16 protein-coding genes and 1 riboswitch are annotated in these 20759 nt (G+C 67.1%); all 16 genes read left to right on the forward strand.

The window, feature by feature from the left end; all coding sequences use genetic code 11:
- The first annotated feature begins 534 nt into the window (after positions 1-534).
- Positions 535-834: a type VII secretion system ESX-5 target PE19 gene (locus AC5Y46_RS08020; RefSeq protein ID WP_036361188.1), complete on the forward strand. Its 300-nt coding sequence runs from the start codon at positions 535-537 to the stop codon at positions 832-834.
- 320 nt (positions 835-1154) lie between these two features.
- Complete coding sequence (locus tag AC5Y46_RS08025; protein ID WP_499942468.1) at positions 1155-1451, forward strand: WXG100 family type VII secretion target; 297 nt, start codon at positions 1155-1157, stop codon at positions 1449-1451.
- 38 nt (positions 1452-1489) lie between these two features.
- Positions 1490-1774, forward strand: coding sequence for a WXG100 family type VII secretion target (locus AC5Y46_RS08030; protein WP_499942466.1), 285 nt, complete (start codon positions 1490-1492; stop codon positions 1772-1774).
- Between the two features lie 134 nt (positions 1775-1908).
- Positions 1909-2811 (forward strand): ESX secretion-associated protein EspG, encoded by a 903-nt coding sequence (locus AC5Y46_RS08035; protein ID WP_499942464.1) that lies wholly within the window; start codon positions 1909-1911, stop codon positions 2809-2811.
- Positions 2812-3075: 264 nt separating this feature from the next.
- Positions 3076-4587, forward strand: a complete 1512-nt coding sequence (eccD, locus tag AC5Y46_RS08040; protein WP_499942462.1) for a type VII secretion integral membrane protein EccD — start codon at positions 3076-3078, stop codon at positions 4585-4587.
- Positions 4565-6424: a S8 family serine peptidase gene (locus tag AC5Y46_RS08045; protein ID WP_499942461.1), complete on the forward strand. Its 1860-nt coding sequence runs from the start codon at positions 4565-4567 to the stop codon at positions 6422-6424. The genes eccD and AC5Y46_RS08045 overlap by 23 nt, the downstream gene beginning before the upstream one ends.
- Positions 6421-7641, forward strand: a complete 1221-nt coding sequence (gene eccE / locus AC5Y46_RS08050; RefSeq protein ID WP_499942460.1) for a type VII secretion protein EccE — start codon at positions 6421-6423, stop codon at positions 7639-7641. The genes AC5Y46_RS08045 and eccE overlap by 4 nt, the downstream gene beginning before the upstream one ends.
- Positions 7638-9470 (forward strand): type VII secretion AAA-ATPase EccA, encoded by a 1833-nt coding sequence (gene eccA, locus AC5Y46_RS08055; protein WP_499942458.1) that lies wholly within the window; start codon positions 7638-7640, stop codon positions 9468-9470. The genes eccE and eccA overlap by 4 nt, the downstream gene beginning before the upstream one ends.
- A 429-nt stretch (positions 9471-9899) precedes the next feature.
- Positions 9900-11171, forward strand: a complete 1272-nt coding sequence (locus tag AC5Y46_RS08060; RefSeq protein ID WP_499942456.1) for a PPE family protein — start codon at positions 9900-9902, stop codon at positions 11169-11171.
- A 66-nt stretch (positions 11172-11237) separates the two neighbouring features.
- Positions 11238-12407 carry a PPE family protein gene (locus tag AC5Y46_RS08065; protein ID WP_499942857.1) on the forward strand — a complete coding sequence of 390 codons (1170 nt, stop codon included), beginning with the start codon at positions 11238-11240 and terminating at the stop codon, positions 12405-12407.
- A gap of 153 nt (positions 12408-12560) precedes the next feature.
- Positions 12561-12734, forward strand: a riboswitch (M-box (ykoK) riboswitch).
- A 357-nt stretch (positions 12735-13091) separates the two neighbouring features.
- Positions 13092-14291: a PPE family protein gene (locus AC5Y46_RS08070; protein WP_499942454.1), complete on the forward strand. Its 1200-nt coding sequence runs from the start codon at positions 13092-13094 to the stop codon at positions 14289-14291.
- Between the two features lie 529 nt (positions 14292-14820).
- Positions 14821-15984 (forward strand): PPE family protein, encoded by a 1164-nt coding sequence (locus tag AC5Y46_RS08075; protein ID WP_499942452.1) that lies wholly within the window; start codon positions 14821-14823, stop codon positions 15982-15984.
- A gap of 35 nt (positions 15985-16019) precedes the next feature.
- Positions 16020-17390, forward strand: coding sequence for a PPE family protein (locus AC5Y46_RS08080; protein WP_499942451.1), 1371 nt, complete (start codon positions 16020-16022; stop codon positions 17388-17390).
- 48 nt (positions 17391-17438) lie between these two features.
- Positions 17439-17741 carry a DUF732 domain-containing protein gene (locus AC5Y46_RS08085; RefSeq protein WP_499942854.1) on the forward strand — a complete coding sequence of 101 codons (303 nt, stop codon included), beginning with the start codon at positions 17439-17441 and terminating at the stop codon, positions 17739-17741.
- Between the two features lie 329 nt (positions 17742-18070).
- On the forward strand, positions 18071-19309 hold the full coding sequence (locus AC5Y46_RS08090) for a PPE family protein (RefSeq protein ID WP_499942449.1): 1239 nt from the start codon (positions 18071-18073) through the stop codon (positions 19307-19309).
- A 32-nt stretch (positions 19310-19341) separates the two neighbouring features.
- Positions 19342-20742, forward strand: coding sequence for a PPE family protein (locus AC5Y46_RS08095; RefSeq protein ID WP_499942447.1), 1401 nt, complete (start codon positions 19342-19344; stop codon positions 20740-20742).
- Positions 20743-20759: the final 17 nt, after the last annotated feature.

Genomic DNA, 20759 nt, shown 5'->3' on the forward strand with positions numbered 1-20759 from the left:
TCGCTTCCGGCTGCGGATCGACCGCGCTCGCGGCAGAAGAAGTGTATGAGTTCAGTATGTCGCCACGAGTTATATGCGAGTTCACAAAATCGGACTATGGACAAATGATGGCGCGACAGTAAACGAAAAGATAATCGGGGATGGACAAAATACTAAGTCCGGAAAGTGCCGTCTCGGACCGCTGAATTGTCCGTGCTCGGGATGCGATCCGTCCGTTGTCCCGGCGCGGATTCGTCGACGGGAATTGCCGGAGGCAGGCACGCTGGCGTAGCTCGCCCCGCGCCGTGAGAGTGCCAGGAAAAGCTCAGGTCAGCGAAGTCCGCCCCGATCAGCGCCGGAAGGTCGCCACGGCTTCCCGCGAGCACCTGCCGAACCAGGTCAGACGCTGTTACTGTGTCGTTACGACTGGTGAATTCGTTTTACCGGCAAGTGAACAACTGCAAACAGGTACCGTCGGAGACGACTTGGCGCCACACAGTCATCTACTCTCTTGCGAGAGAGCGGTTGCTGGGACGAATTGAGGGAGGAAACAGCATGTCGTTCGTGACCACACAGCCGGAGGCGCTGGCGGCGGCGGCCGGAAATCTGCAGGGTATCGGCACCACGATGAGCGCGCAGAATGCGGCCGCGGCGGCTCCCACCACCGGGGTGGTGCCGGCAGCCGCCGATGAGGTGTCGGCGCTCACCGCGGCCCAGTTCGCGGCCCACGCGCAGATGTACCAGGCCGTCAGTGCGCAGGCCGCCGCGATCCACGAGATGTTCGTGAACACATTGACCACCAGTTCGGGTTCGTACGCGGCCACCGAGGCCGCCAACGCGGCAGCCGCAGGCTGACCGAACTGACACATCGACAGGAGGGAGCAGCTATGAACGCAATCATCACAGCGATCTCTCCGCAGGCGGTGATTTCGGGGTTGAACGGCTCGGTCGGAGGCCGTCACTTCGGATCACCTGCATTCGCCGTCAACTCGGACAACGGGGTTCGGGTTCGACACCTTTCCGGCCGTGACGCAGCCCGGTGGCCGCCGGCTGACGGAATAGGGGGTCCTCCGTAATTTCCCGGTCGGCGGTCACGCCCGCGTGTAGCGCTGATCGGCCATCGCGTTGTAACAACACCATTCAGTCGTAAGACATTCATCGCAAGGAGAATTAAAGTGGCAACTCGCTTTATGACCGACCCGCACGCAATGCGTGCCATGGCGGGCCGTTTCGAGACTCACGCGCAGACCGTCGAGGACGAGGCCCGTCGTATGTGGGCGTCCTCGCAGAACATCTCGGGCGCGGGTTGGAGCGGTCTGGCTTCGGCCACCTCGCTGGACACCATGGGCCAGATGAACACCGCGTTCCGCAACATCGTGAACATGCTGCACGGGGTGCGCGATGGTCTGATCCGTGACGCCAACAACTACGAGCAGCAAGAGCAGGCGTCGCAGCAGATCCTGTCCAGCTAGTCCAGCCCATCAGCTTCTAATCCAGGAGGACAACAGACATGACCATCAATTACCAGTTCGGCGACGTCGACGCGCACGGCGCGCTGATTCGCGCCCAGGCCGCCAATCTGGAGGCCGAGCACCAGGCCATCGTTCGCGATGTGCTGGCTGCCGGTGACTTCTGGGGCGGCGCCGGTTCGGTGGCTTGCCAGGAGTTCATCGCCCAGCTGGGCCGCAACTTCCAGGTGATCTACGAGCAGGCCAACGCCCACGGCCAGAAGGTCCAGAGCGCCGGTCAGAACATGGCGCAGACCGACAGCGCCGTCGGGTCCAGCTGGGCCTGATAACCGAAACCACAGGCACGGCAGCACACCAAGCGAAACGGTGTGCTGCCGTGTCCTGCGGTTTACTGGATGAAGATGGCTGATGAAGATGGCTAGGACAGCTTTCGGACCGCTCACGGACCACTGAGGTAGGGATGGATCAACAGAGCACCCGCACCGACATCACCGTCAATGTCGACGGCTTCTGGATGCTGCAAGCGTTGCTGGATATCCGGCACGTAGCGCCGGAGTTGCGGTGCCGGCCGTATGTCTCCACGGACAACAACGATTGGCTCAACGAGCATCCAGGCATGGCGGTGATGCGCGAGCAGGGGATCGTGGTCGGCGACACGGTCAACGAGAATGTGGCCGCGCGGATGAAGGTGCTCGCGGCGCCCGACCTCGAAGTCGTCGCGTTGCTCTCCCGCGGCAAGCTGCTCTACGGGGTCGTCGACAACGAGAATCAGCCGCCGGGATCGCGCGACATCCCCGACAACGAGTTCCGGGTGGTATTGGCCCGTCGCGGGCAGCATTGGGTGTCGGCCGTTCGAGTCGGCAACGACATCACCGTCGACGACGTCACCGTCTCCGACACCGCCTCGATCGCCGCGCTGGTGATGGACGGCCTCGAATCGATCCACCACGCGGATCCGGCGGCGATCAACGCCGTCAACGTGCCGCTGGAAGAGATGCTCGAGGCCACCAAGTCGTGGCAGGAATCAGGCTTCAACGTGTTCTCCGGCGGCGACCTGCGCCGCATGGGTATCAGTGCCTCCACCGTGGCCGCACTGGGTCAGGCATTGTCCGATCCCGCGGCTGAGGTGGCCGTCTACGCACGTCAGTACCGCGACGACGCGAAGGGTCCCAGCGCGTCGGTGCTGTCCTTGAAGGACGGATCCGGCGGACGCATCGCCCTCTACCAGCAGGCCCGGACGGCCGGATCCGGTGAGGCTTGGTTGGCCATCTGCCCGGCCACCCCACAACTGGTCCAGGTCGGGGTCAAGACCGTTTTGGACACTTTGCCGTATGGCGAATGGAAAACGCACAGCAGGGTTTAACAACGCCGTTACGAAACACGCAGTCTGACAACATTTTTCAACATAAAATGCGAGCTGGATGCCAACACGGCATACTGCTTTCGAACAGGCTGCAAAATTGAAAACAACGACGTCAACAACTGATAGGCGCGAGGCGAGGCAAATGAAAACGGATTCACTCCGGCCGCAGCTCCAAGGGAGTGGCGTCGCGGGCGCCTCGGGGACGACACCGACTCGGTGCAACTCACGGGCCAACACAATCGCCATGACAGGGGGTGCAGGACGATGACCGCAGTAGCTGATGCGCCACAGACTGACATTGAGGGCGTCTCGTCGCCCAGGGCGGTCGTCATCGGCATCATGGCCGGCGAGGGCGTCCAGATCGGGGTCTTGCTGGATGCCAACGCGCCGGTCTCGGTGATGACCGACCCCTTGCTCAAGGTCGTCAACAGCCGGCTGCGGGAGCTGGGGGAGACGCCGTTGGAAGCGGCCGGCCGCGGCCGCTGGGCACTGTGCCTGGTGGACGGCACGCCCCTGCGCGCCACCCAGTCGCTGACTGAGCAGGACGTCTTCGACGGTGACCGGCTGTGGATCCGGTTCATCCCGGACGCCGAGCACCGCTCGCAGGTCATCGAGCACATCTCCACCGCGGTCTCGGCGAACCTGAGCAAGCGATTCGCCGCGATCGACCCGGTCATGGCCCTTCAGGTCGGCGCGTCGATGGTGGCGACCGGCGTGGTGCTGGCATCCGGCGTGCTGGGTTGGTGGCGCTGGCACCACAACACGTGGTTGACCACGATCTTCGCCGGAATCGTCGGCGTGCTGGTGCTCGCGGTGTCCGTGCTGCTGTTGATGCGTGCCAAGACCGACGCCGAGCGTCGCGTCGCGGACATTCTGCTGATGAGCGGGCTGGTGCCGCTCACGATCGCGTCCGCGGCGGCACCACCCGGGCCGGTCGGCTCGCCGCAGGCGGTGTTGGGCTTCGGTGTCCTGACCGTCGCGGCGGCTTTGGCGCTGCGGTTCACCGGTCGCCGACTGGCGATCTACACCGCGATAGTGACCATCAGCGCGCTGACGACCCTGGCCAGCCTGTCCCGGATGGTTGCTGCCACCAGTGCGGTGACGCTGATGAGCTGCCTGGTCCTGGCCAGCGTCCTGCTGTACCACGCGGCGCCGGCGCTGGCCCGGCGGCTGGCCGGTATCCGGCTGCCGGTGTTCCCGTCGGCCACCAGCCGGTGGGTGTTCGAGGCGCGGCCCGACCTGCCGACGACGGTGGTCCGGTCCGAGGGCGGCCCGCCGACCCTGGAAGGACCGGCCTCGGTGCGGGACGTGCTGCTGCAGGCCGAGCGGGCCCGGTCGTTCCTTTCTGGCCTGCTGATCGGTCTGGGCGTCCTGACGGTCGTCTGCCTCACCGCACTGAGCAACCCGCACACCCACGAACGTTGGCTGCCGCTGTTGCTGGCGGGATTCACCGCCGGGTTCCTGTTGCTGCGGGGCCGCTCGTACGTCGACCGCTGGCAGGCCATCACCTTGGCCGCCACCGGGGTGATCATCATCGCGGCCGTGGCGGTGCGATACGCGTTGGTGCTGTCGTCGCCGTTGTCGGTGTCGATCGCCGCCGCGGTCCTGGTGGCGCTCCCGACGGCGGGTCTGACCGCTGCCGCGGTGGTGCCCAACACCGTCTACAGTCCGCTGTTCCGCAAGTTCGTGGAATGGATCGAGTATCTGTGCCTGATACCGATCTTCCCGCTGGCGTTGTGGTTGATGAACGTCTATGCAGCAATTCGCTACCGGTAGCGGTCGGCGGTGGCGGCGCCGTGCGACTAGCGCGGCGCTCGCCGCGATGGTCCTTGCGGGCGGGGCACTCGCCGGATTGCCGCCCGCATACGCGATCACACCGCCGCCGTTCGACCCCGGGGCCATCCCGCCCGACAGCCCGCCCGGGCCGGTCGCGCCGATGAAGCAGGACAAGTACTGCAACGAGGTCGGGGTGCTGCCCGGTACGAACTTCAAAGTGCCGCCGAGATACATGGAGATGCTGAATCTCACCGAGGCGTGGCGATTCGGCCGCGGCGAAGGGGTGAAGGTCGCGGTCATCGACACCGGCGTGACTCCGCACCCGAGGTTGCCGCGGCTCGTTGCGGGTGGCGACTATGTGATGGCCGGCGGCGATGGGCTTTCGGACTGTGACGCGCACGGCACCTTGGTGGCATCCATGATCGGCGGGGCGACCGCCAGTGGGGCAGCGCTTCCGCCAGCGGCACCGCGCCGGCCGGTCACTGTACCCACGCAGGAAAAACCGCCACCACCGCAGACTGTGACACTTTCTCCGGTGCCCGGCCCGACCATCACGATGATCCCGGCACCCCCGCCGTCGCCGTCGGATGGGGCTCCGCCCGGCCCGGCACCCGGGCCAGGCCAGGCGCCGTCGGCCAACCGGGGCGGCGGTACCGTGACAATTCCGGGTTACTCCGGCGGCGGAAGGGTGCAACCCGTCGATCATCCGCGCCCGCTGGCACCGACGACCTCGGCCTCCCCGTCGCCGACGGCCTCGGCCTCGCCGTCACCGTCGACCTCCACCTCAGCGTCGCCGTCGCCGGCATCACCCACACCCGCGGCGGCACCGCCTCCGGAGTCGACCGGGGCAGCTTCCGACGCCTTCAGCGGAATCGCGCCTGATGTTGAAATCATTTCGATTCGGCAGTCCAGCCAGGCGTTCTCGCTGAAGGATGCCTACACCGGCGATGCGGACCCGCAGACCGCGGCCAAGATCGACGACATCCAGACGATGGCACGCGCGATCGTTCATGCTGCCAACATGGGTGCTTCGGTGATCAACATTTCCGAAGTGATCTGCATCAGCGCCCGCAATCCGATCGATCAACGGGCCCTGGGAGCCGCCGTGCACTATGCGGCGGTCGAAAAGAACGCGCTGATCGTCTCTGCCGCTGGAGACAAGGGTGGGAAAGACTGCAAGGGAGAGAACCCGGCCTTCGATCCGCTCTCGCCCCAGGACCCACGCAACTGGAGCGGCGTGAGCACGGTCGTGACGCCCTCGTGGTTCAGCGACGACGTCCTCACCGTCGGCGCCGTCACCAGCCCAAACGGTAGTACCCCCGGCGGTCAGCCGTTGCCGCAAGTGAGCATCGCCGGTCCCTGGGTCTCGATCTCAGCGCCGGGAGACGACGTCATGGGTTTCTCGAATCGCGACGACGCTCTGGTCAACGCCATCGTCGGTCAGGAAAACAATTTGCTGCCGCCGCAGGGCAGCGGCTTTTCCACGGCGATCGTGTCGGGGGTCGCCGCGCTGGTGCGTGCCAAGTTCCCCGAGCTGTCGGCGTATCAGGTCATGCAACGACTCATCCACACGGCCCGGCCGCCCGCCCGCGGGGTGGACAACCAGGTCGGATACGGTGTCATCGACCCGGTCGCGGCGTTGACATGGGATGTCCCCCAAGGACCGCCCCAAGCACCCAAACAACTCTCGGCGCCGCTGTCGCTGCCGAAAGCGCCTCCTCCGCGCAACATGGCGCCGGTGTGGGTGGCCACCGGGGGCCTGGCCGCGGCATTACTGATAGGCGGAGCAGTGTTCGGTACAGCGACATTGATGCGACGATCGCGGAAACAACGATGAAGGCTCAGCGCAAGCTCGGGTTGTCCCTGTCGTGGCCGCGCGTGACCGCGGTGTTCCTGGTCGTGGTGCTCATCCTGGTGCTCGCCAGTCACGCCCCCGAGTCGTGGCAGGGACCCAACCGGGTGGCCTGGTGGGTCGGCGTGGGCCTTGCGGTGCTGGTGACGCTGTTGTCGATCGTCACCTACCACGGCATCACGGTGACATCGGCGGTGGCGAACTGGCTGTGGGACTGGTCCGCGGACCCCGGCACCGCCCTGGGCGCGGGTTGTACGCCGGCGACCGACTTCAAGCGCCGCTTCGGGCGCGACACGGTCGGGGTGCGCGAGTACCGCGGCCAGTTGGTCGCCGTGATCGAGGTCGACGGCGCCGACAGCGATCACCCCGGTCGCCATCGCCACCGTGCGTCGGGATCGGCGGCGATCCTGCCGGTGGCAGCGGTCGCGGATGGGTTGCAGCAGTTCGATGTCCATCTCGACGCTATCGACATCGTCTCCGTGGAGGTGCGTGGCGGCGCGGAAGCCGCCCGGGCGTCGGCCTCGCTGGAGGAGTGGGGCCCGGAAGGGTGGGGCGCGAACGAGGCGACCGGCGAGCGGCCCGGCACCGACCGTCGCCGCACCTGGTTGGTGTTGCGAATGGACCCGCAGCGCAACGTGGGTGCGGTGTTGTGTCGCGACTCCCTGGCAGCGACTCTGGTGGCGGCCGCCGAGCGGCTGGTCCAGGATCTGGACGGACAGAGCTGCGCAGCGCGTCCGTTGACCGCCGACGAGCTGGCCGAGGTCGACAGCGCAGTGCTTGCCGACCTGGAACCGACCTGGAGCCGGCCCGGGTGGCGGCACCTCAAGCACTTCAACGGCTTCGTGACCAGCTTCTGGGTGAGCCCGGCCTACATCGACACCGAGACGCTGAACCAACTGTGGCTGTCCGACGCACCCGAAGTGGGGGCTACGGTGGTTACTGTGCGACTGACTACACGGGCGGGCCGGCCTCAATTGTCGGCATGGGTGCGCTATCACAGCGAGTCCCGACTGCCGAGGGAGCTCACGGCCGGACTCAACCGACTCACGGGTCGCCAGTTGGCGGCCGTGCGGGGCAGCCTGCCGGCGCCGTCCACCCGGGCGCAACTGGTCGTACCGAGCCGCGACCTTCGAGACCACGACGAGCTGGAGTTGCCACTCGGTCCTGACGCGGAGCACGTCACCAGCTCAGCAGCACAATGACACGCGCGCAGTCGACTGCCGAAGATGCCCGCAACGCGATGGTCGCCGGATTGCTGGCATCGGGAATCTCCGTCAACGGACTGCAGCCCAGTCACAATCCGCAGGTGGCATCGCAGATGTTCACCACCGCCACCACGCTGGATCCCGCGATGTGCGACGCGTGGCTGGCGCGGATCCTGTCCGGGGACCAGAGCATCGAGGTGCTTGCCGGCGCCTGGGCGGCGGTGCGGACTTTCGGCTGGGAAACCCGCCGGCTCGGCGTCACCGACCTGCAGTTTCGCCCCGAGGTGTCCGACGGCCTGTTCCTGCGCCTAGCCGTCACCAGTGTCGATTCGCTGGCTTGCGCGTACGCGGCCGTGCTGGCCGAGAACAAGCGGTACAAGGAGGCGGCCGATCTGCTCGACGCCACCGAACCGCGGCACCCGTTCGACACCGAGCTGGTCAGCTACGTGCGGGGGGTGCTGTATTTCCGCACCAAACGCTGGCCGGATGTGCTGGTGCAGTTCCCCGAGGCGACCCCGTGGCGGCATCCGGAGTTGAAGGCGGCCGGTGCGGCGATGGCCACCACGGCGCTGGCCTCGCTCGGCGTCTTCGAGGAGGCTTTCCGCCGCGGTCAGGAAGCCATCGAAGGGGACCGGGTGCCCGGTGCGGCCAACATCGCCCTGTACACCCAGGGCATGTGTCTGCGGCATGTCGGCCGCGAAGAGGAAGCAGTCGAACTGTTGCGCCGCGTGTATTCGCGCGACGCGAAGTTCACTCCTGCCCGTGAGGCTCTGGACAATCCGAACTTTCGCCTGGTCCTCACCGACCCGGAAACGATCGAGGCCCGAACGGATCCCTGGGATCCGGACAGCGCGCCGACCCGGGCACAGGCCGAAGCCGCCCGGCACGCCGAGGAAGCCGCGCGGTACCTCGCCGAGGGTGACGCCGAGCTGGACGCGATGCTGGGCATGGCGCAGGCCAAGAAGGAAATCAAACTCATCAAGTCCACCACCAAGGTGAATATGGCGCGCGCCAAGATGGGACTTCCGGTCCCCGTGACCTCGCGCCACACCTTGCTGCTGGGACCGCCGGGTACCGGAAAGACTTCGGTCGCAAGGGCTTTCACCAAGCAACTGTGTGGATTGACAGTGCTGCGCAAGCCGCTGGTGGTGGAAACCAGCCGCACCAAGCTGCTGGGCCGCTACATGGCCGACGCCGAGAAAAACGCCGAAGAGATGCTCGAGGGTGCGCTCGGCGGCGCGGTCTTCTTCGACGAGATGCACACGCTGCACGAGAAGGGCTACTCGCAGGGCGACCCGTACGGCAACGCGATCATCAACACGCTGCTGCTGTACATGGAGAACCACCGCGACGAGCTGGTGGTGTTCGGTGCCGGTTACGCCAAGGCCATGGAAAAGATGCTCGAAGTGAATCAGGGTCTGCGGCGGCGCTTTTCGACGGTCATCGAGTTCTACAGCTACACGCCGGCTGAGTTGATAGCGCTGACCCAGCTGATGGGTAACGAGAACGAAGACGTCATCACCGACGAAGAGGTCGCGATCCTGCTGCCGTCGTACACCAAGTTCTACCTCGACGAGACGTACTCCGAGGACGGCGACCTGATCCGGGGCATCGACATGCTGGGTAACGCCGGTTTCGTGCGAAATGTGGTGGAGAAGGCTCGTGATCACCGCAATTTCCGGCTCGACGACGAAGACCTGGACGCGGTGCTCAACAGCGACCTCACCGATTTCAGCGAGGCGCAGTTGCGCCGGTTCCGGGAATTGACGCGCGACGACCTGGCCGAGGGACTCAGCGCCGCGGTTGCGGAGAAAAAGAGCAACTGAGCTAGCACGCGGCGCGCCGAAATTCGGGTTCGGCTAACTTCCTGCCGGCACCGCCCCGGCCCGATACGCTGTGTGAAATTCGGGCCAGAACTGGCGGGGTCGTCGCGTCCGGCAAATCTCGCCGGGCGGCTTCATCCCGATTGAGCAACCCTGGTGGCGCTCCCGTGCCCGGACGGTGACGGGAGGTGGGGCCGCGCTGATCCAATCCTGTCTGTAATTCGATGACCCTTTGTTTCCCGATCCGGTCGCGGCGCACGGGCTATCGGCACCATCCCGATACCGCCAGAACGGCCAAGGGCCCGTAGCTGGGTCGGATCATCCTCCAAAAGGAGAAGTCCGATGTTTCTGGCTATGCCATTATTCCGCTGCGCCGCAATAGTTTTCGCCACCCCGGCAGACGCCGCGGTCGGCTGAGGGACGGTGTGGGCAATGGATTTCGCAGCATTACCACCGGAAGTCAACTCACTGCGCATGTACTGCGGGCCGGGCTCGGCGCCGATGCTCGGGGCCGCGGCGGCCTGGGATCAGCTCGCCGCCGAACTGCATGCGACGGCCGCCGCGTACGACACGGTGCTGTCGGTGCTCACCGGTGACGGCTGGCTCGGGCCGGCGTCGGAGGCGATGCTGGCCGCGGCCACACCGTATATGGCGTGGATGCTCAGCACCGGAACGCAGGCCGAGGAGGCCGCCACGCAGGCGGCGGCGGCCGCGGGGGCCTACGAAGCCGCCTACGCCATGACGGTGCCGCCCGCCGAGGTCGCGGCCAACCGCGCGCAGCTACAGCTGCTGGTCGCGACCAACTTGATCGGGCAGAACACCTCCGCGATCGCGGCGACCGAGGCCGCCTACGGCGAGATGTGGGCCCAGGATGCTGCGGCGATGTATGGCTATGCCGTCAACTCCGCCTCGGCCGCGACCCTGAGCCCGTTCGCCCAGCCGGCGCCGGTCGCCGACGTGGCCGGCCTGGCCAACCAGGCGTCGGCGGTCACGGCGGCCGCCGGTAGCGACGCGGCTTCTCTGACGCAATCGGAGCTACCGCAGCTGATGTCGTCGGTTCCGGCTGCGCTGCAAAGCTTTTCGGCACCCGCTGCCGCGACGGCCGAGCCTTTCCCGGGCGCCGATCTGCTGGCCGACATCCTGAACTTCCTGGACGGCAACGACGGGAACCCGTACGGGATCTTCCTGAACTCCAGCCTGGTGAACGGGTTCGTGTCGGCCGGCTACATCAGCCCCGCCATCGTCGCTCCCGCGGTGTTCGCCGGGTTGGCCGATATCAACGCGGTAGCGCTCGGTGCGCAAGAAGGTGCGGAGGTGCCGGGGATGGGGTCGGGTGCGGGAAACGCGCTGCCGATTCCCGCGGATGCTCCTGGCAACCCCATCAGCCTTCCGCCGTTGACCGACGCCGCGACGGTGTCGATGACCACCGGCGCCGGGGTGACGGCGGCGACCAATCAGTCGGCAGTGGTGGGTCGTTTGTCCGTTCCGCAAACCTGGACGGCCGCGACCGCCGTGGCCAATTACGCCGGCACCGCCGACCCGGGCGGGGGCTGGACGAGCAATGCGGTCGCTCCCGAGGCCGCGGCGGGCATGCCCGGAGTACCCGGTGTGCCGATCGGGGGCATGTACGGCAACAACTTCGGTAATCCGCCGCGGTACGGATTCCGGCCGACGATCATGGGGCGCCCGCCGGCTGCTGGATGACAGGAGGGAGCAACCGCGAAGTTGGACCGACAGTCGTCCAACGGTTGGTCGAAGGAGGTGCCGGTATTGGATTTCGGAGCACTCCCACCTGAAGTCAACTCTCTACGTATGTACACCGGGCCCGGCTCGGCGCCGATGCTGGCCGCGATGCAGGCCTGGGACGCGATTGCCGCCGAACTGCATTCCAGCGCAACAGCATACGAGTCGGTGGTCTCGGGCTTGATCAGCGAAGGCTGGCTGGGCCCGACTGCCGCGACGATGGCGGCCGCGGTCGCGCCCTATCTGACCTGGATGAGCGTGACCGGGTGGCGGGCCGCGCAGACGGCCAGTCAGGCCGCGGCGGCAGCGGCCGCGTTCGAGACGGCATTCGCCTTGACGGTGCCACCGGGCGTCGTGGCGGCCAACCGGGCGCGCCTGATCGCACTGGTCGCCACCAACTTTCTGGGCATCAACGCGCCGGCGATCGCGGCCACCGAGGCGGAATACGCCGAGATGTGGGCACAGGACGCCACGGCGATGTACGGCTACGCCGCCAGCGCCGCAGCCGCTGCCGTGCTCACACCGTTCGGCGCACCCGACGAGACCACCAGCCCGTCGGGACCGGCCGACCAGGCCGTCGCGGTGGCCCGAGCCGCGGCGAACGATCCCGTTGGCCAACTGCTGCAGGAACTCGCCGCGCCGGCCGCACCCCTGGACATCCTTCCCCAGTCGGGCCTACTCGTCGACGTCCTGAACTTCCTGGACGGCAACGATGGGAATCCCTACGGGATCTTCCTCAACTCCACTCTGTTCAACGGGATCTTCTCAGCCGGCTACCCGGCGCCGGCTCTGCTCGTGCCCGTGGTCACCGACGCGATAGCAGACGTCAACGCGGTGACACTGGCCCAAGAGGCGGCCAACTCGATCCCGCCGGCGGGTCCCGATGCCGGCAACGCGACCTGGTCGAGCGCGACGGTCGCCCGATCGGCTACGGGCAGCGTCGCGGCCGGAGCCAACCAGGCGTCGTTGGTCGGGCGGCTGTCGGTGCCACCGAGTTGGACTTCGGCCGTCGAGGCCGGCAATCGCAGCGGCATCGGGTCAGTGCCCGGCCCGTCCGGCACGGCTGCCGCGGCCGCAACCGGCGTCCCCGGCATGCCGGGCATGCCGGTAGCCAGTCCCTACGCACGCCACTACGGCAACGGACCCCGCTACGGCGCGAAGCTGACGATAATGCCGCGTCCACCGGCCGCCGGATAACGATTTTTTCGCCGACGACGGCATCCCGAGTCCCGGCATATTCGGGTACCCGTAAGCCATATTCGGGCGGGGTATGGAATTCCTCAGCCGAATTGCACAATGCCCGGAGTTTTGAGTTGACTCGACGCGCTTGGAGTGCCACTATGGCTTTCGCATGCACCTCGCTAGGTGAGGCGTCTGCACGGACACAGGCCACTGACCTCGAACGTCGAAAGACGCCCAGGGTCAGGACAGCTCTTCCCGGCTTAAGGGTTGAGCCCAAGTGGCTTCCAGCGTTTCCGCTGGATACGCCGTGTGGTGCCAAAGCTCTGTCGAGAGGGGTGCTTGGTCCGGCTGGGCTCGTCTGCCCGCCGGACCTCATCCCTGCGTGTCGTGCGCCCGGCATCCCCGCATGCCACGACCCAGAGGAGGTGAGAGCGGAGTGAGTCCCGACGATAGTCCCTATCCGAGATCGAAGACCATTTCGTTTCGATCCGACCCGGGCATTGTTTTCGCAATCTGATCGCTGTTTCCGATAAACGCGACGAGCGCTCGCCGTCTTTGCGATGCGCTTAATTGGTGCGCGCGGAAATAACCGCAGAATTGCTATTTCGGCGACCCGAGTCGGCCCCGTTAATCGACATCTCGGGTCGCCCGGTGCCGTCACCGCGCCCGGGCGTCCCTCGACCGGCCGAGGAGGCACCGATGACCGCCGCACTGGATTTTGCCGCGTTGCCGCCCGAAGTGAATTCCGCGCGCATGTATGCCGGGGCCGGGTCGGCGCCGATGCTGGCTGCTGCGTCGGCGTGGAACGGGTTGGCTGCTGAGCTGCGTGCCACCGCGCTGGCCTATGACGCGGTGCTGTCCGCGCTGACCGGGGAAGAATGGTTCGGCCCGGCATCGGCATCGATGGCCGCCGCGGCAATGCCGTACGTGGCCTGGTTGAGCTCCGCCGCGGCGCAGGCCGAGCAGACCGCCGCGCAAGCCGAAGCCGCGATGGCGGCCTACGAAGCAGCATTCGCCGCCACCGTGCCCCCACCGCTGATCGCGGCCAACCGGGCTCAGCTGGCGGCACTGATCGCCACGAACGTCATCGGTCAGAACACTCCCGCGATCGCCGCGACCGAAGCCCTCTACCTCGAGATGTGGGCGCAGGATGCCGCCGCGATGTACGGCTACGCAGCCTCGGCGGCGGCAGCCACCGAGCTGAGCCCGTTCGTCGAACCCCAGCAGGCCACCAGCGCCAGCGGACTCGCGGCGCAGGCCGCGGCGGTCGACCAAGCGGTCGGCGGGTCAGCCGTCTCAGCGCACAGCACGCTCTCACAGCTGATGTCTGCCGTACCGGGCGCACTGCAGGGACTGTCCGGCGCCGACGGCGGTGCGGGCTTGTCGGACGTCGCGAACACGCTGCTGACCGGAACCGGGTCCTCGAGCTGGGGCGACCTTCTGGAGGTGTGGGGTCCCAACGCCAACATCTGGAACACGATCACGTCGACGGGCATTTTCACGCCGGGCTCCACCGTCGGGACCCTGTCGAGCTTGTTCGGTGCCTCGGCGATGTCCGACGTGGCCGGCACCGCCGCGGACGTCTTTCCTGCGGCGGTCGGTGAGACTGCATCGCTCGAATCCGTACGCGGGATCAGCCCGATGGCCACGGCGGCGGCCGGCAATGCCGGCAGCATAGGCAGGCTCTCGGTGCCGCCAGGGTGGACCGCGACCGCTCCGGTGGCCGGCCCGCTGCATTCGGCTCTCGGGGGGACGCCCATGATCGCCCCACCGCCGGCAGGCACCCCAGGTATGCCCGGGGTTCCGCTGGGCAACGTCGCGGGCCAGTCCTTCGGTCGGGCCGTCCCACAGTACGGGTTCCGGCCCACCGTGGTGGCCCGCTCGCCGGCTGCGGGATGACGCGGCGCGGGCGCTACCTCGACCCGTAGCGCCCTTCCCAGCAAACGGTGGTTTGCCGTTGTCGTTGCCTTCGGCGTGCCGGCGCGTCAGGGCAGTGACCACCATCACTTCACCGGTGAAACCGAGCGATCACGACTGCCTTGATGTGATCGGCGGCGTTGACGCCGAATGCAGAGCACGACGCTCGAACCGATCTCGTCTAAACGGATTTTCGTGGTCGTCGACGTTTCTTGATTTCCGTGCACACATTCGGTGCATTTATCCCGGTAAAAATTGGTTCCGTCGCAGACTTTGTATTTGCCGGTTAACAAACGTTGCGGTGAGTTCACAACCAGTCAGGCGGCGCGGAGATCCCTCGTTTACCTCGCGATTACGTCAGCGGAACGCCGCGAAAATAACTCTCCGTGAGCATATCTTTTGCCAGGCCCAAGCCTGAAGCGAATTTCACGGGGTCGAACCCTTACCGGCGCGGCGACGCTGCAGCGCACCGACACGAACACAGCCGGCAAGACATACGGGGGTGCTACGCATGGACTACGGAGCGCTGCCGCCCGAGATCAACTCCGGGCGCATGTACACCGGTCCCGGCGCCGGTCCGATGCTGGCAGCGGCACTGGCCTGGGACGAGCTGGGTGCCGAATTGCACACCACCGCAGTCAATTACGCATCGGTGATCGACGGATTGGTCGTCGGGTCGTGGCAGGGCCCGACGGCGATGGCGATGGCCGCCGCGGCCGGACCCTTCGTGTCATGGATCCACGCCACCGCCGTCCGCGCCGGGGAGGCGTCCGCACAAGCCAACGCCGCCGCCTCGGCATACGAAACCGCTTTTGTGGCAACCGTTCCGCCCCCGGTGATCGCCGCCAACCGCGCGCAGCTGTCGGTTCTGATCGCCACCAATATCTTCGGACAGAACACCCCCGCCATCGCCGCGACCGAAGCCCACTATCTGCAGATGTGGGCCCAGGACGCCATGGCCATGTACGACTACGCCGCCACGTCGGTTGCCGCCAGCCAATTGACACCGTTCACCGAGCCGCCGCAAACCACCAACGCGTCGGGCACCGCGGCGCAGGCGGCGACGACCGCTCAGATCACCGGTAACTCCGCGGCCGCGGTGTCGCTGCCCGCGGCGCTCGGTGACGATCTGGCGAACTGGAACACCATCATGGGGACCCTCACCGGCCCGTTCTCGCTGCAGGGCTGGACTTCCATTCCGGGTGGCCCGTTCTTGTCATTCGGTCAGCTCTACGCCTCCGCGCAGAACGTGCAGGGACTGCAATCCTTCTTCGCACCGGCACAACCAGTCACCGGCGCACTGGCACCGATCGCAGAGTCGATCAGTCCGCATCTGTCGTCGGCAGCAAGCCCGGCCGCGGCCACCATGGGCCGCGCGGCCCTGGTGGGCGGCATGTCGGTGCCCCAGGGCTGGACGACGGCGGCACCGGCGATGAGAGCCGTTACCGCAGCACTGTCCAGCACCTTGACCGCAGTACCCGCCGCCGCGCCGGCCGCGGAGGCCGGCGTGTTCGGACAGATGGCCCTGTCCAGCCTTGCCGGGCGCGGGCTCGCGGCTGCGATCAGCGGCTCGCGCGGCGGCAGTGCTGCCGTGGCGACGTCGCTGGACGGTGTCATCGCGGAGGCCGACCCGGCGGCAGCCATGATCTTCGTGCTCCCGCCGCTCGAGGACTGATTTCGATGCAGCTTCCAGGCAGGGGGTGACCGGGGATGTTCTACGCAGCGTTTCCGCCGGAGGTCAATTCGGGCCGCATGTACACCGGGCCGGGATCGGGACCCCTGCTCGCCGCCGCGGCCGCCTGGGACGGCCTGGCCGCCGACCTGCAGGCCACCGCCGCGTCGTATGCGGCGGTGATCGCGAATCTGACCAGCGGTCCCTGGGTGGGCCCGTCGTCGGTGGCCATGGCCGCCGCGGCGACACCGTATGTGACCTGGATGAGCGGCACCGCCGCCCAGGCCGCCCAGGCCGCGCGCCAGGCCAACGCCGCCGTCGCCGCCTACGAGACGGCCTTCGCCGGACACGTGCCGCCGGCCGAGATCACCGCCAACCGCAGTCAACTCGCCTCGCTGGTGGCGACGAACATATTCGGGCAGAACACCGCGGCGATCGCCGCGGCCGAGGCGCAGTACGGCGACATGTGGGCACAGGACGCCGTCGCGATGGACGGCTATGCGGCCTCGTCCGCGACAGCGAGCGAAGTGACCCCGTTCGTCGAGCCACCGCAGATAGTCGACGCGTCGGGGCTGGCGAACCAGGCCGCGGCGACCGGGCGGGCCGCGGGTACCTCGGCAGGCACGGCCGCGCAAACGATCCTGTCGGCCGGTAATCCGGTATCGGGGATCCTGGAAGTGCTGGCCGACCTCAGCACCGACTACACCACCACGGTCACCGGACTGCTCAACGGCCTCTTCGGGTCAAGTGGCGCATCGACTTTCACGACGCTGTACTCCGCGGTGAAGGTTCCGCTGAGTTTCAGCACCCAGTTCAACAACGTGGGGTTGCTGGCCAACTTTCCGGCATCGCAGTTCCTCAAATTCGGCCCGAAGTCGGCGTCCGCACTCGGCGAACTGCCCAAGGACGCGCTGGGCGGCGGCTTGACGCCGCACTGGGGTCGCGGCTGGCTCACCGGCGGCATATCTCCTAGCGCTACAGCCAATTTCGGACGCGGCACCCTGGTGGGAGCGCTGACGGTGCCGCCCAGTTGGACCGCCAACACCCCGGCCATCAGAACGGTTGCCGCGGCTCTGTCTGCCGCCGGACCGCAAGCTGTGCCGGCCGCCGAACTCGGGCAGGGCACCTTGTTGAGTTCGATGTCGGCGGCGGGTATGGCCGGAAGCGCCTGGGGCGCCGGCGCTTTGCGTCCGGCGACGAGTGCGCGCAGTCGCCTCAAGCCGGTCACAGACGATCTGAAATCGCCGGAGATGCTCAGGCGCATGGTTGCGCGGATCTCCGAGCGTCCGGACAGCGTCCAGCACCACACCGTGGACAAGGAGGGTCTGGACAGCCTTCTGGAACATCTGGCGAAAATGCCCGGCATCCATGCCGTGCATCTGACGAATGGTGACAGAGCCAAACTCTGACCGCCGAACGCCCGGTCAGGCTGACGAAGAGGAGAACTCGTGTCGCGAATGGTGATGGCGCCGGTGCTGGCATGCCTCATGATCGGCCTTGCTGCACCGGCATACGGCGATCCAGGCGACGACGCGGGCTTCCTGGGCGCGTTGCGTGACGCCGACATCGGCTACAGCAATCCCGGACAGGTGATCGGGTCCGCCCAAGCGGTGTGCACCTGCTTGAACAACGGGGAGTCGGGCTTCGAGCTGGTACATGACGTCAAAAAGCGCAACCCGGGCTTCAGTCTGGACGCTGCGGCCGAGTTCGCCGTCATTTCGGCCAGATACTATTGCCCACAACAGCTCGTCCGCAGCTGACCGGTAATCGGCATTTCCCACATCTATCTGTAAGAGACCCGGCGCGGCTTTGCTGGCGTCAATGGATATTTCTTCGCCGAATTAACTCGGAAAAGGAACCGCACGCGTCGAATCGCCGGCCGGAATTGCCCGCTATATACGGTCGGCAATTGCCGTTGTACCGAGGATATTCGATGCCTCCCGGGCCATGCGGTTGCTGCTTCAGGCGTGGAATCATGCGGAGCGCTATTGGGATAGCTGGTGAGTTTCGTATGAGTTCGGCAAGCCCCCCGGCGCAGTGGCAAACCCGTGATTACGATGGCTGGCACAGAGGGACCGGAGGGGAATAGATGGACTTCGGGGCGCTGCCGCCAGAAATCAACTCTGGACGAATGTATCTGGGGGCAGGATCCGGACCGATGCTGGCTGCGGCCGCCGCGTGGGACGCATTGGCGGCCGAGTTGCACTCCAGCGCAGCGGCCTACAGCTCGACGGTCGACGGGTTGGCCGTCGGCTCGTGGCACGGGCCGGCAGCTATGTCGATGGCGACGGCGGCCGCGCCGTATATCGCGTGGATGACTGCGACAGCGACGCAAGCGGAGCACACGGGCGCCCAGGCCAAACTCGCCGCGGGCGCATACGAGGCCGCGTTCGCGGCGACCGTGCCCCCGCCCGTCATCGAGGCCAACCGCGCGCTGCTGATGACGTTGATCGCCACCAACATCCTCGGGCAGAACACCGCCGCGATCGCCGCCACCGAAGCGCAGTACGCAGAGATGTGGGCGCAGGACGCCGCCGCCATGTACGCCTACGCGGCGTCCTCGGCGGCCGCTACGCAGTTGACGCCGTTCACCGAACCACCGGAGACCACCGACCCTTCCGGCGCGGCCAGGCAAACCGCGGCGGTATCCGAGGCCGCCGCTGCCTCCGAGATCCAGTCGGGATTGTCCCAACTGATGACCGCGGTGCCCAACGCACTGCAAGACGTGGGTCCGGCGGCAGCCGCTCCGGCGGCGACGACCCCCGTCGGCTCGGTGATCGAAGCGATCTACCCGTTCGCCGTCGGGATCCGGCCGTTCTTCGCTGCGATCACCGGCGCCTACAGTCCCATCATCGGGTTCGTCCTGTTCGGCGGCTGGTGGTTGTTCGCCGGGCAGATTCTGGGGCTGTCGCAGAATGCGCCCGGGGTCGCTTCACTCCTGAACTCCGGCGGGAAGCCGCTGGCGGGTCTGTCGCCGCTGCGCGGCGGCTACGTCGCGTCGGTGCCGGCGGGCGTGTCCGGCGCGATGGGGCAGTCCACGCTGGTCGGGTCGCTCTCGGTGCCGCAAGGCTGGGTGACTGCGGCACCGGTGATGCGGACCATGGCATCGATGCTGCCCGGCGCGAGCGCGGGTGCGCTTCCGGCAATCCCCGCTGCGGCCGAGGGCGGCCTGTTCGGTGAAATGGCCATGGCGAGCCTGGCTGGACGCGCGCTGGCCGGCGCCAGCATCCGCACCACCAGTAGTGGCGCCTCGAGCATCACCGGCGGCGTTGCCGCCGGTGAGGACGTCGCCACCACGGCGACCATCATCGTGATACCGGCGGACTGACCGATGACCTCAGCACACGAAAGGCGCAGCTGATGAGTTTCGCGGTGCGGCCACCGGAGATCATCTCCTGGCAGATTTACACCGGCCCCGGCGCGGGCCCGATGCTCGCGGCCGCCACGGCCTGGGACGCGCTGGCGACCGAACTGCAGTCCACCGCGGCTTCCTACGGTCTGGTCGTCGACGGATTGGCCAACGAGTCGTGGACCGGCCCGTCGTCAGCTGCGATGGCGGCGGCCGCTACCCCCTATGTGGCGTGGATGGCAGCGACGGCGGCGCAGGCCAAGGTGGCGGCCGACCAGGCGAAAGCGGCCGTCAGCGCGTACGAGGCAGTCTTCGCCGCGGTGGTACCGCCGGCGGAGATCGCGCTCAACCGCAGCGAGGTGGCGTTGCTGGTCGCAACGAACATTTTCGGCCAGAACACCGCTGCCATCGCCGCCCTGGAGGCGCAGTACGGGGAGATGTGGGCGCAGGACACCGCGGCGATGTTCGCCTACACGAGTGCGTCGGCGGCCGCCGCCAGACTCGAGCCCTACACCAACCCACCACAAGTCGCCGACCCGGTCGGCCTCGCCAACCAGCAGGCTGCGGTCGGTCAGTCCAGCGCCCTGGCCGCCGGCACCGCGGCCGCGACCGCGGCTGCGACGGCCGCGCCGACCGCCGCACCGGTTTTTCCGTTCGACATCGTCCTGCAGGTCTTCGAAGCTCTGGGCAGCGGCGGCAGCTCGTACATGCAAGCCATGGGCCAGCTCCTCAATGCCCTGACGGGCACCCCGGTGGCCGCCACGACATGGGAAAACATCTTCGGGACCTTCGCCGACATCGGCCGGTTCAGCACGGTGGCCAACGACATCATGAGCATCCCCAACCTCGGCATGACCGAGTTCAAGCTGTTCTGGAAGCCGCCGTTGGAGGACATCCCGAAGTCGGCTCTGGGAGCGGGACTGGGAATGTCGCCGTCGGCCGGCCTGACCAACGCGGTATCGGCGGGTACCGGCCAGGCCAACGTGGTGGGGAAGTTGTCGGTGCCACCGAGCTGGGCATCGGCCACACCAGCGATCCGGATGGTGTCCGACGTGTTGCCGACCACGAGCATGGCCGCGGCACCGGCAGCAGCGATCCCGGCCGACCTCGTCAACCAGATGGCTTTGGGCAGCCTGACCGGTGGTGCCGCAGGCAGCGTGGCGGCCCAGGTCTTCAGCGGCAGCGGGGCAAGGGCCCGGGCCAACGGCGGAAAGGGACCCGTAGAGCCGGTCAAGCTGGACAGCGTGATCGCGAAGCTCCAACAGGAGCCCGAGGCCGTGCAGCATTGGAACGTCGACAAGGCCGGGCTGGACGGTCTGCTGGAGAGGTTGTCGAAGAAGCCCGGCATTCACGCGGTGCACGTTTCCAACGGGGACAAACCCAAGATCATGTTGCCCGAGGGGCAGGGGTAGCTGTTGAGACTTCTGTC

It is taken from the genome of Mycobacterium sp. NGS59 (assembly GCF_059812345.1).

Excerpts from the sequence above, each read along its gene's own strand:
- eccE (WP_499942460.1), top strand. The coding sequence starts at position 6,421 with ATGAAGGCTCAGCGCAAGCTCGGGTTGTCCCTGTCGTGGCCGCGCGTG.
- AC5Y46_RS08045 (WP_499942461.1), top strand. The coding sequence starts at position 4,565 with ATGCAGCAATTCGCTACCGGTAGCGGTCGGCGGTGGCGGCGCCGTGCG.
- eccD (WP_499942462.1), top strand. The coding sequence starts at position 3,076 with ATGACCGCAGTAGCTGATGCGCCACAGACTGACATTGAGGGCGTCTCG.
- AC5Y46_RS08095 (WP_499942447.1), top strand. The coding sequence starts at position 19,342 with ATGAGTTTCGCGGTGCGGCCACCGGAGATCATCTCCTGGCAGATTTAC.
- AC5Y46_RS08090 (WP_499942449.1), top strand. The coding sequence starts at position 18,071 with ATGGACTTCGGGGCGCTGCCGCCAGAAATCAACTCTGGACGAATGTAT.
- AC5Y46_RS08070 (WP_499942454.1), top strand. The coding sequence starts at position 13,092 with ATGACCGCCGCACTGGATTTTGCCGCGTTGCCGCCCGAAGTGAATTCC.
- AC5Y46_RS08020 (WP_036361188.1), top strand. The coding sequence starts at position 535 with ATGTCGTTCGTGACCACACAGCCGGAGGCGCTGGCGGCGGCGGCCGGA.
- AC5Y46_RS08035 (WP_499942464.1), top strand. The coding sequence starts at position 1,909 with ATGGATCAACAGAGCACCCGCACCGACATCACCGTCAATGTCGACGGC.
- AC5Y46_RS08085 (WP_499942854.1), top strand. The coding sequence starts at position 17,439 with ATGGTGATGGCGCCGGTGCTGGCATGCCTCATGATCGGCCTTGCTGCA.
- AC5Y46_RS08060 (WP_499942456.1), top strand. The coding sequence starts at position 9,900 with ATGGATTTCGCAGCATTACCACCGGAAGTCAACTCACTGCGCATGTAC.
- AC5Y46_RS08075 (WP_499942452.1), top strand. The coding sequence starts at position 14,821 with ATGGACTACGGAGCGCTGCCGCCCGAGATCAACTCCGGGCGCATGTAC.
- eccA (WP_499942458.1), top strand. The coding sequence starts at position 7,638 with ATGACACGCGCGCAGTCGACTGCCGAAGATGCCCGCAACGCGATGGTC.
- AC5Y46_RS08030 (WP_499942466.1), top strand. The coding sequence starts at position 1,490 with ATGACCATCAATTACCAGTTCGGCGACGTCGACGCGCACGGCGCGCTG.
- AC5Y46_RS08080 (WP_499942451.1), top strand. The coding sequence starts at position 16,020 with ATGTTCTACGCAGCGTTTCCGCCGGAGGTCAATTCGGGCCGCATGTAC.